Raw genomic sequence first — 11,306 nt, 5'->3', positions numbered from 1 at the left:
TAATAGTTTTATTTGGAAAAAGGAATACTCATTGGTCCTTATCTTAAATACACTTTATATTCTGCTATTTCATTTTTTAATGAAAGTAAACATATAGTCTATGGCAACTTTAGACTGGGTCATTCTCGTACTTACATTGCTATCCATAGTTGTTTATGGAGTATGGAAGACCAAAGGAAGTAAAAATGTTGAAGACTATGTAAAGGGCGGAAAAGATACCAAATGGTGGACTATTGGGTTATCTGTTATGGCTACACAGGCCAGTGCAATTACTTTTCTTTCCACTCCCGGACAAGCCTTCCATGATGGAATGGGTTTTGTCCAATTTTATTTTGGACTTCCAATTGCGATGATTGTTATATGTCTGGTATTCATACCAATATACCATAAATTAAAGGTATACACTGCCTATGAACTGTTAGAGAAACGATTCGATTTAAAAACTAGGACGCTCACTGCCATTCTTTTTTTAATTCAACGAGGACTCGCTGCCGGTATCACCATTTATGCCCCTTCAATCATATTGTCTGCTGTTTTAGGTTGGGATTTACGGACCTTGAACATTATTATTGGGCTTTTAGTAATCATCTACACCGTATCCGGAGGAACAAAGGCGGTAAGTGTGACCCACAAACAGCAGATGTTTGTAATTATGACGGGAATGTTCTTTGTTTTCTTTTTTATTTTAGGAAGTCTACCATCTGATATTTCTTTTAGTGAAACCCTTAAGCTGGCGGGCGCAAATGGAAAACTTGACATCCTAAATTTTGAATTTGATACGAAGAACAGATATACTTTTTGGAGTGGTATTACAGGTGGATTCTTTTTAATGCTTTCCTATTTTGGAACGGACCAAAGCCAGGTACAACGTTATCTTTCCGGTAAGTCCATAAGGGAAAGTCAACTAGGGCTAATTTTCAACGGTATACTAAAAATACCTATGCAGTTCTTTATCCTTTTGGTTGGGGTCATGGTATTCATATTTTACCAATACAACCCTTCACCATTAAATTTTAATCCCGCCGCTACCGAAGCCGTTTTAAATTCTGATTATGCAGATGACTATAAGGCATTACAAGCTGGCCACGAAGAATTGCAATTAGAGAAAAAAATGGCGCAAAGCGAATTTTCGTCAGCATTGAAGCTAAAGGATTTTAATGCCATAGAACAAGCGAAAATTGATGTAGTTGCAGTAAACAAAACTGAACTTGCCATACGCAATACCGCGAAAGACATCATCAGTAAATCAGACTCTGCGATTGAAACAAATGATAAAGACTATGTTTTTATTCACTTTATCCTAAACAACCTCCCTATGGGTCTTGTTGGTTTGCTTTTGGCCGTAATCCTTTCAGCAGCAATGTCTTCAACTGCTTCAGAATTAAACGCTTTAGGGACCATTACTGCACTTGATTTATTCAAACGAAATAGCAAAGAAGGTTTTTCCCAAAAATATTATGTGAATGTAACTAAAGTATTTACGTTAGTTTGGGGCATTATAGCAATAATAATTGCGTGTACAGCTTATCTTTTTGATAATTTAATTCAGCTGGTAAATATTATCGGTTCCATTTTTTATGGTAATGTCCTAGGCGTATTTTTACTTGCCTTCTTTGTGAAGTTTGTAAAGGGGAATGCTGTTTTTATTGGGGCCATCATCACACAAGTCATTGTCTTTATCTTGTTCTTTGTACTTATCTTCCCTTATGAAAGTGGTCAAGAAAAATTAGGCTATCTCTGGTTGAATGCTATTGGTTGTGGTCTTGTTGTAGCAATAGCAATGCTTATTGAAGGGTTTGACCGAACCTTAAGGAAAGAGACTGTAGAAGCTTAACTTTATAATTTGTATCCAACAAAAAACCCGATGTTTCCATCGGGTTTAAAACTATTATTATTTAACGTTTTACAGGGCTCCCCATTCTTTAAGAGAATCTGTATTCATTTTAACATAATCGTCATTACCAGCAGCTTTAGCACCTTCAAGTGATTTTTTAGCAGTAGCGATTGCGCCTTTTTTATCCCCAGACTTAGCCAAGATTAAAGATTGTTGTCTTAGTTGCCAGAAAGCTGGTTTTTCAACCATAGACATTGCCTTGTCCATCCATTCTTTGGCCTTGTTGATATCCTTACCTTCATTCGCGTAATATACAGCTGAAGCATAGTAATCACCGGCAGATGGTCCAGACATCACTCTTTCAATAGTTGCAACTACCTCTTTGTCAGTACCAACACCAAAAGGAACTCCAACATAAGTCTTTTCCCAGATAAAACCTAGATTAGCTCCGTTACCGGTAACATCATCAATTGTAATGGTAAATGTTTCCACAGGCATTTCCATTTTATAAACGGGAACAGTAGCTTTAGCCACTACTTTAGAATCATCCCAATTTCTTGGCGTTCCACCACCTTGGGTATCTGTGTAAAAGAAAACTTCCCAATTAGCTTCTCCAGGTTTTGTGAAGATTGAATAGGTTCCAGCTTTCACATCGCTATCTCCAATGGTAACATCTTTGTCAAAACTAATTTTAGTATAGGCATTTGCTCCCGTTCTCCATAGCTTATTAAAAGGAACTAAATCTCCAAAAATGGTTCTACCTCGCATAGATGGTCTAGAATAATCCACAGTTACTTCGGTTAATCCAACGGTTTGCCAAATTTTTGCAGAAGGACTAGGTTGTGGGGTTTCTATTTGGGCACTGAGCGTAGAGGACAAAAGCGCTACAAAAGAAAATAATACTAATTTTTTCATGATAATAAGTGTTTTAGATCTGATTAGGTAACAAAGCTACTTATAATGAAAAGCTGCATATGTTAACAAATACTTAAATAAGTTAATGGTTACAACTGGATGTCTGATACACTGAAAATGAGGCGATAAGGTTTACAGTAGTCATTTTCAGTTTTGTTTAACTTATATTACTTTAAATTAAACATTTTAACATTTATCTTTGTAAAAAATCTTTCATGAAATTATATCAACTAAGAGCCAAACAAGCTTTTCCAATATCAAAAAAGGAAGCATGGGATTTCCTATCTGACCCAAAAAATCTAAAGGTTATTACACCTGACCATATGGGTTTTAACATCCTTTCTGGAGCAGATAGACCAATGTTCCAAGGACAGATTATTCAATATATCGTAAAGCCATTTCCAGGCTATTCCACAAAATGGGTTACTGAGATAACCCATGTAAGGGAAGGTGAGTATTTTGTTGATGAACAAAGATTTGGTCCTTATGCTTTATGGCATCACAAACATTTCATAAAAGAAATTGATGGCGGTGTAGAAATGGAAGATATTATAGACTATAAAATCCCTTTTGGGATTTTAGGGCGAATAGCGCAGCCTTTGGTGGTAAAAAAACAATTACAGCAAATTTTTAACTATCGCGAAGCTAAGCTCAATGAATTATTTGGTAAACTTGAAGGTCACAAAAATCACCTAGAATTAAAATCAATCTAATATGACCAAAAATATACTATTGGTAGGAGGTTCTCACGGAATAGGCTTTGAAATTGCTAGAGCTTTACAAGACCAGTTTACAATATATGTTGCATCGAGAACCAATGACGAATTGGGAAACCTAGATGTTAATTATATTTCTTTTGATGCTACAAGCGATACGCTTGACGAATCAGAACTTCCAAGTGAACTTCATGGTTTTGTTTATTGCCCAGGCACTATTAATTTAAAGCCGTTTAAAATGCTGTCCATTGACACTTTTAAGGAGGATATGGAGTTAAATTTCTTCTCCATGGTAAATGTGGTCAAATCCATTATGCCCAAAATGGCGGAAGGTTCCAGTATGGTATTCTTTAGCACCGTAGCAGTAGCTACAGGAATGCCCTTTCATACAAGTGTAGCGGCAGCCAAAGGAGCTATAGAAGGTTTTTCCAAATCATTGGCAGCAGAATATGCTCCCAAAGTACGGGTGAATACCATTGCACCCTCGCTAGTAGATACTCCCTTAGCAAAGCGCCTATTGAACAATGACAAGAAAAGGGAGTTAATGAATCAGCGACATCCTTTAAAGCGCGTTGGAGAGGCTAGGGATATTGCTAACCTTGCCTGTTTTTTGCTAAAAGAGGAAAGTTCTTGGGTCACGGGCCAAAGCATTGGTATAGATGGAGGAATATCCACATTGAACATTAATTAATGAGTGAAAAGGTTTCCATATTTTGGTTTAGAAGAGATCTTAGACTCGAAGATAATGTAGGTCTATATAACGCTCTAAAAAGCGCTCAACCTGTTCTGCCCATCTTTATTTTCGATGCGGAGATTCTTGATAAACTTCCCAAGGATGATGCAAGGGTAAGCTTTATCCATGAGCAGTTACAAAAAATTAGAAAAGAACTGCAAGATGATGCTGAGAGCTCTTTAGCCGTTTATCATGGAAAGCCCATAGAAGTCTTTAAAAAACTAAGCTCTGAGCATACCATCCATACGGTTTTTACCAATCACGACTATGAGCCATATGCAAAAAAACGTGATGAACAAGTTTCTGAATTTTTAACCGAAAAAGGAATTGAATTCAAAACCTTTAAAGATCAGGTCGTTTTTGAAAAAAATGAGGTGGTTAAAGATGATGGGGACCCATATGTGGTTTATACTCCATACAAAAACAAATGGAAAGAAAATTTTAATCCGTCTGTAGATTTAGTGGAATACGAACCAGAACTTTCCAATTTCATAAAAAATAAGCGCTTACCAAATTGTTCATTGGAAGAAATAGGCTTTGAGAAATCACCCATAGTTATACCAGATTATGTAGTTACCAAAGATTTGGTTCAGAACTATGAGGATACCAGAAATTTCCCCGCTATTAAAAATGGTACCTCACGATTAGGCCCCCACCTAAGATTTGGAATAGTATCAATTCGTAAAATGATGAAAAAAGCCATCGCAGAGGAAAATGAGGTCTTTTGGAGTGAACTGATATGGCGAGAGTTTTTTATGCAAATACTTTGGCATTTCCCCCACACTCAGGAAAAGGCATTTAGACCAAAATATGACCGTATTGAATGGCGGAACAATGAAGCGGAGTTTGAAAAATGGAAGAATGGTCAGACTGGTTATGCATTGGTAGATGCTGGTATGCGGGAACTCAATACCACTGGATATATGCACAACCGGGTTCGCATGTTGGTTGCAAGTTTCTTGTGTAAGCATTTATTGATAGACTGGCGTTGGGGAGAAACTTATTTTGCCGAAAAGCTATTGGACTATGATATGAGTGCCAATGTTGGAAATTGGCAATGGGCCGCTGGCAGTGGTGTGGATGCTGCCCCCTACTTTAGAATTTTTAATCCAATGACCCAAGTAGATAAGTTTGACAAACAAAAAGAATACATTAACAAGTGGGTCCCTGAACTTCAAGAGCTTACCTACCCACAAAAAATGGTAGACCATAAAATGGCAAGGGAAAGATGTTTGCGGGTCTATAAAGAAGCGGTTGGCTGATACTTTTTCATTACTTTAGAGATTCTAATTTTAAAGTAACCAACACACTATAATTATGAAAAAAGTTATTCTTTTAGTTGCTCTTTTTGCTACTATTAATGGGTTTAGTCAAAAAATGAGTTCCAACAAGAAGGCTATCATTGCTTCAGTTGAAAAACATGAAGCGGAATTGATAAAAATCAGCGATTCCATTTGGGAACTTGCAGAAACTGCTTTCAACGAAAGTGAATCTTCCCGTATCCTTGCCGACTATGCAGAAAAGAACGGACTCAATGTCACAAGGGGTGTAGCTGATATCCCCACAGCCTTTACCGCCACTTATGGTTCAGGAAAGCCTGTGATTAGTATCTTGGGAGAGTTTGATGCGCTACCTGGGCTTTCACAAAAAACAGAACCAACCAAGAACCCACTTAAAGATGGTGCTCCAGGCCACGGTTGTGGACACAATATGTTCGGCACTTCAAGTTTAGGCTCAGCTATCGCGGTAAAAGAACTCATAGAAGCTGGGAAGCTAAAGGGGACTGTAAAATTTTTGGGAACTCCAGCCGAAGAAAAGTATTTTGCCAAAGTTTGGATGGTAGAAGCAGGTCTTTGGGATGATGTGGATGTAAACATCAGTTGGCATCCAGGTGCCAATATAGAAGCCGATGTACAAAGTGGACTTTCCTTAATAGATTTTATAGTTGAATTTTATGGTCAGGCCGCCCATGCCTCAGCAGACCCATGGAATGGTCGTAGTGCATCAGACGCACTTGAAATATATACTACGGGAATCAACTATTACCGCGAACACATTAAACCAACATCCAGAATACATTACCATATTCAAGATGGTGGTCAAGTCGTTAATGTAGTGCCAGATTATGCAAAACTTTGGGTGCGTGTGCGTGATCCAAAACGTAAGGTGATGTTACCAACGTATGAGCGAGTTAAAAAAATGGCGAAAGGTGCGGCAATAATGGCAAACGTAGATTACAAAATCTCTTTGGTATCTGGTATTTACGAAACACTGGTAAATCGTTCTGGAGGTGAAATCATGCAGAAAAACCTAGAACTGTTAGGGCCTATTACATACACAGATGAGGAAATAGCCTTTGGAAAAGCCATACAAAAAGCAACAGGCAAAGAAGAAGTAGGTATGGACAGCCAGATAAATCCACTACGGGAAACAGAGAAGAACCCCGGTGGTGGTTCTACTGATGTAGGTGACGTAAGCTGGAATGTTCCCAATATAAACCTTAGCGTTACCGTAGCACCAAAAGATACCCCTTGGCATTCTTGGGCGGTGGTTGCCTGCGGTGGAATGAGTATTGGCCATAAAGGAATGTTATATGCCACAAGAGCTATGGGTATGACCATGGTCGACCTTTTTGAAAATCCAAAATTGGTCGAAAAAGTAAAAGAAGAATACAAAACCCGTAAAGGAGATGAAGTCTATGAGGCTATGATAGATGGTCCTCCGCCAATTGGGAAAGATTAAATCTAAAAATTGCTATGTTCGGATTATTTAAAAAGAAAACAGAAGTCGAAAAATTACAAGAAAAGTACCAAAAGCTAATGAAAGAGGCTTTTGACCTTTCTAAAATCAACAGGAGTGAAAGTGATGCTAAATATGCTGAAGCCGATAAAATTCAAAAACAGATTGAAGAACTTACAAAATAATATTTTCAACTATTTTCTAATAGTACCCATTTTCTTTTTAAACCTCTCCATAACTGCCCAAAACAATCCATTGGCAGGTTTTGAACCTTTAATGGGCAAAACATGGAAAACAGAGAAAAAATGGGATGTTGGCACAATATTTAAACAAGAAATCACTTTTGAATATGCGCTAGGAGGTAGCATTGTCCGTGTATACACAAAAGGTTTTACCAATGAAGCAGAAACAGCTTTTGGTAACCGTAACCATGGTATAAGACAATTTGATAGTGAATCTAACACCATAAAATTTTGGGAGTTTGATGTTTTTGGAGGGGTTACTGAAGGAACTGTTCATGTAGAGGAAAAAAATATACGCTATGATTATTTCTACAATGGCTCTTTTATTTCGGACCTCTGGGAATACGTTGATGATAATACCTATAATTTTAAGGTAGGAACTTATAAAGATGGAAAATTCCAACAAATCTATTTAGAAACAGTTTTTAAAGCTGAAGAAAAATCGGGGTTTGATTTTCATTTTGACCACCAATCCATAGTGGTTACCAAGTTGAGGGAAACTGGCGACTTCTATCGCGATATTTTACAATTAAAAGAAATTCCCCATCCAGATAAAGCTCAAGGTTTCCGCTGGTTTCAGGTTAGGGGAAATTCACAATTACATCTCATTAAAAAAGATGTAATCGAATTTAAAAAGGACAAGAGCATCCATTTATGCTTGTCTACTCAAGATTTAGAGGGTTTTATAACGCATTTAGTGACCAACTATACTGATTTTTACAATTGGCCAGGTGAAAAGGGTTCCGTTACGGATAGGAGTGACGGCGTAAAACAAATCTATTTACAGGACCCCGATGGCTATTGGGTAGAAGTAAATACCGCAAAACATTAGTAAAATCAGACATCAGACATCAGACATCTAAATTAGTATGAGCAATTCTGTAATACAAACATTCCCCTTAGGCTTCCCATGGCAAACGCAAGACCCATTTTTATTTTGCGTATATCATTTGGACCACTATCCAAAAGGTAATGGAGAAATGGGTCCGGACCCAAAACTACTGGAAGGTAGAAATATTGGTAACGATTTTACCATAAAGGATGGCTGGCGTATGTACCATGGTTCAACTATCCCTGGTTTTCCCTATCATCCGCACCGTGGTTTTGAAACCATAACCATAGTGAACAAAGGCTATTGTGACCATTCCGATTCTTTGGGAGCAGCTGGGCGTTTTGGGGATGGTGATGTACAATGGATGACCGCTGGGCGTGGCGTACAACATTCTGAAATGTTTCCTTTGTTAAATGATGACAAAGAAAACCCATTGGAATTGTTTCAAATTTGGCTGAATCTACCAAAGGCCGACAAATTTGTGGACCCACATTTTAAAATGCTGTGGCATGAGGATATTCCTGTCATTAAAGAGACTAACGCAACGATAAAAGTAATTGCAGGAAATTACAAAGGAAACCAAGCCAATGACCCTGCACCAAATTCTTGGGCGGCAAAAAACGAGAATGAAGTTGCGGTATGGAATATTCATGTAGATGCGGAGACAGAATTCACCTTACCCAAAACAACTACAGAAGTTTCTAGAACCCTTTATTTTTATGAAGGTGATGAAGTGGTTATTGAAGGTAAAAAAGTAACTCCAAATTTTGGAGTGATTTTAGATGCCTCGCATGAGACCACCATACAAATAGGCAAAAAACAAGGACACTTTTTGGTATTACAGGGAAAGCCCATTGGAGAGCCCGTAGCCAAATACGGGCCTTTTGTGATGAATACAGATGCCGAGATACAAAAAGCAATGGATGAATACCGTACCACACAATTTGGTGGCTGGCCTTGGCCCTACCCTGACAACGTTCATGAAAAAGAAAAGGGCCGTTTTGCCAAATACCCTGACGGAAAGTTGGTTGAAAAAAAGTAGCTTTTCGATTATGTTAAAAAGTACATATAGCCAACCCAAAGGTTGTATATAAGCAATTGCACTAAAAAGTGTTTATATACAGCTATTTTTGAAGGGATATTAATAAAAAAAGGAGCGCTTTAATATATTAACAAGTTGGCAATAATTAAGCCTAACTTGAGCAATCCATGACGCACTAAAATTCGATATAATGAATACATATGATGTCCATACATCCAATCCGGATATTTTTAAACAGTTTTCCATAAAGGACATCTTGTTTTTATATTACCATTGCCCTCAGAAAGAAAAGATCCTCAAGTTACATTCTCCATACAATCAACTTACATTTTCTATATCTGGCAGGAGAATACTGCATCAAGGAGACCATACTTATACAGTCAATCAAAAATCCGGTTTTCTCTTGAGAAGGGCCGCTTTTTTACAAGAAATGGATGATACTATCAAGGGTTGGGAACTTATGGCCTTTTACCTCAAGGATGAGTTCTTAAAAAAGATTTTTAATGAGTTCAGACCGCATTTACCACTAAAAGATATCCCACCTCCACCCAATGAAATGGTAATTCCGATGGATATCAATGATCGCATTAGGAGCTGTTATTTGAGTCTTATACCATATTTCAATCAATCGGTTTCCTTACCTGAAGAGATTTTAATCATTAAATTAAAAGAACTGCTGTACAACGTATTCATAAATCCCGAAAACCGTTTGCTTCTTTCATATGTTAATGGTTTAGCAAACGGATATAAAACCCCTATATGGGAGATAATGGAAGCAAATTATATGTACAATTTGAAATTATCGGACTATGCACAATTGGCTAATAAAAGCCTTTCTTCCTTTAAAAGGGAATTTGAGGAATTTTACGGTACTACCCCTGGAAAATGGGTTCTTGAAAGGCGTTTAGAACGTGCCAAAAGACTTGTTAGAACTTCTCCAAAAACCATAAGTGAAATTACATTTGAATGTGGTTTTAAAAACATATCCCATTTTAGCAGAATCTTTAAAGAGAAATTCAAATTATCACCAACTGAATATCGTGAGAATAATTAAACCACGTAATATTCGTATTTGAACTCCAAAGTAAAAGGATTGACTTTTTAAGAAAAACGATGTAAGACTTCCTCTTCTAGATTTGTGATGTATTAATTAGTCATTAAAATTTATAACTATGAAACCTTTACTATCATTAAGCGTATTACTCTTATTCACCTTTAGTGCTCTACAAGCACAACAAATGGAAAACCAAACTACGACCAATAACAAGGGCACTATGAAAACTTATGTCATTGAACGTATAATTCCAGGAGCGGGAGACTTAACTGCCGAGCAACTTAAAGGAATTTCACAAGTGTCTTGTTCAGTTTTAGAAGAGATGGGCCCCACAATTGAATGGAAACACAGTTATGTTACAGGGGACAAAGTTTACTGTGTTTATGATGCAAAAAACAAACAGCTTATTGAAGAGCACTCAAAAAAAGGAAATTTTCCCGCGAATTCAATAAATGAAGTTGCTACTGTAATTAGTCCAGTAACAGCAAAACAGTAGGTTAAACAACTATTGCCAACAATGTATAAAAGCAATAACGGTTTGGGGTATTCCCGAACCGTTACTTGTTTATTTAGGTATATTGCGTTTTAAAGCGTTAAGTGAATTGTTCGCTACTGCTTTTATACGAGACCGTTGAAGCACATATCTGAAAACAATACGCCTAGATGAAATTCGACTTGAAAAATTCAATTGAAATTTTAGAAAAGACACCGAAAATTTTGGAATCTTATTTGAGCGGATTATCAAACAATTGGTTGAAAAACAATGAGGGAAAAAATACTTGGAGCCCTTATGACGTTATTGGACACTTAATATTTGGAGAAAAAACAGATTGGATAATTCGTGCGAAAAAAATTTTAGACCAATCCGAGAATAAAATGTTTGAACCTTTTGATAGATTCGCTCAGTTAAAAGAAAATCAAAATAAACCAATCTCTAAATTAATTACTGAATTTAAAGGTTTAAGAAAAAGTAATCTTAAAGAACTTAAGTCTCTAAATATTACTGAGAAAGACCTTAAACTTAAAGGAATTCATCCTGAGTTTGGAGAAGTAACACTTGAACAATTACTTTCAACTTGGGTTGTACACGATTTAGGTCACATCTCACAAATTTCAAGAGTCATGTCTAAACAATATGAATCAAATGTAGGACCATGGAAAGCATATTTAGGGATATTGAAAAAATAAAAATACTTGCT

At 36.9% G+C, this 11,306-nt stretch carries 12 protein-coding genes; 11 read left to right on the top strand and 1 reads right to left on the bottom strand.

The annotated features are described in order from the left end of the window. The first annotated feature begins 100 nt into the window (after positions 1 to 100). Positions 101 to 1,834, top strand: coding sequence for a sodium:solute symporter (locus AACP56_RS00060; protein WP_339334772.1), 1,734 nt, complete (start codon positions 101 to 103; stop codon positions 1,832 to 1,834). Between the two features lie 69 nt (positions 1,835 to 1,903). On the opposite strand, the gene AACP56_RS00055 is transcribed toward AACP56_RS00060, so the two are convergent. Beyond that, the gene (locus AACP56_RS00055) at positions 1,904 to 2,749 is read right to left on the bottom strand and encodes a DUF2911 domain-containing protein (protein WP_339334774.1); all 846 of its coding nucleotides are present in this window, start codon (positions 2,747 to 2,749) and stop codon (positions 1,904 to 1,906) included. A 215-nt stretch (positions 2,750 to 2,964) separates the two neighbouring features. Here AACP56_RS00055 and AACP56_RS00050 point away from each other — a divergent pair, with 215 nt between their 5' ends. The 10 genes from AACP56_RS00050 to AACP56_RS00005 all read left to right on the top strand — a co-directional run bounded on the left by AACP56_RS00050 (position 2,965) and on the right by AACP56_RS00005 (position 11,295). Continuing rightward, positions 2,965 to 3,462, top strand: coding sequence for an SRPBCC family protein (locus AACP56_RS00050; protein ID WP_339334776.1), 498 nt, complete (start codon positions 2,965 to 2,967; stop codon positions 3,460 to 3,462). Position 3,463: 1 nt separating this feature from the next. Beyond that, positions 3,464 to 4,156, top strand: a complete 693-nt coding sequence (locus tag AACP56_RS00045; protein ID WP_339334778.1) for an SDR family NAD(P)-dependent oxidoreductase — start codon at positions 3,464 to 3,466, stop codon at positions 4,154 to 4,156. Continuing rightward, complete coding sequence (locus tag AACP56_RS00040) at positions 4,156 to 5,460, top strand: cryptochrome/photolyase family protein (RefSeq protein WP_339334780.1); 1,305 nt, start codon at positions 4,156 to 4,158, stop codon at positions 5,458 to 5,460. The genes AACP56_RS00045 and AACP56_RS00040 overlap by 1 nt, the downstream gene beginning before the upstream one ends. A gap of 55 nt (positions 5,461 to 5,515) precedes the next feature. Next, positions 5,516 to 6,940, top strand: coding sequence for an amidohydrolase (locus AACP56_RS00035; RefSeq protein ID WP_339334782.1), 1,425 nt, complete (start codon positions 5,516 to 5,518; stop codon positions 6,938 to 6,940). A 14-nt stretch (positions 6,941 to 6,954) separates the two neighbouring features. Next, positions 6,955 to 7,122, top strand: a complete 168-nt coding sequence (locus AACP56_RS00030; RefSeq protein WP_339334784.1) for a Lacal_2735 family protein — start codon at positions 6,955 to 6,957, stop codon at positions 7,120 to 7,122. Further along, entirely contained in the window at positions 7,103 to 8,011 is a 909-nt protein-coding gene (locus tag AACP56_RS00025; RefSeq protein ID WP_339334786.1) for a VOC family protein, read from the top strand. The genes AACP56_RS00030 and AACP56_RS00025 overlap by 20 nt, the downstream gene beginning before the upstream one ends. A gap of 37 nt (positions 8,012 to 8,048) precedes the next feature. Beyond that, positions 8,049 to 9,053 carry a pirin family protein gene (locus AACP56_RS00020; protein WP_339334788.1) on the top strand — a complete coding sequence of 335 codons (1,005 nt, stop codon included), beginning with the start codon at positions 8,049 to 8,051 and terminating at the stop codon, positions 9,051 to 9,053. 190 nt (positions 9,054 to 9,243) lie between these two features. Next, positions 9,244 to 10,107 (top strand): helix-turn-helix transcriptional regulator, encoded by an 864-nt coding sequence (locus AACP56_RS00015; RefSeq protein WP_339334790.1) that lies wholly within the window; start codon positions 9,244 to 9,246, stop codon positions 10,105 to 10,107. Between the two features lie 118 nt (positions 10,108 to 10,225). Then, positions 10,226 to 10,603 carry a DUF4242 domain-containing protein gene (locus AACP56_RS00010; protein WP_339334793.1) on the top strand — a complete coding sequence of 126 codons (378 nt, stop codon included), beginning with the start codon at positions 10,226 to 10,228 and terminating at the stop codon, positions 10,601 to 10,603. A 167-nt stretch (positions 10,604 to 10,770) separates the two neighbouring features. Further along, positions 10,771 to 11,295: a DinB family protein gene (locus AACP56_RS00005; RefSeq protein ID WP_339334795.1), complete on the top strand. Its 525-nt coding sequence runs from the start codon at positions 10,771 to 10,773 to the stop codon at positions 11,293 to 11,295. Positions 11,296 to 11,306 lie beyond the last annotated feature (11 nt).

The sequence above is a fragment of the Croceitalea sp. MTPC6 genome, from assembly GCF_036985525.1.
Taxonomy (GTDB): domain Bacteria; phylum Bacteroidota; class Bacteroidia; order Flavobacteriales; family Flavobacteriaceae; genus Croceitalea.
The sequence above is the reverse complement of the archived record's forward strand: the minus strand, read 5'-3'. Positions and strand labels throughout refer to the sequence as shown.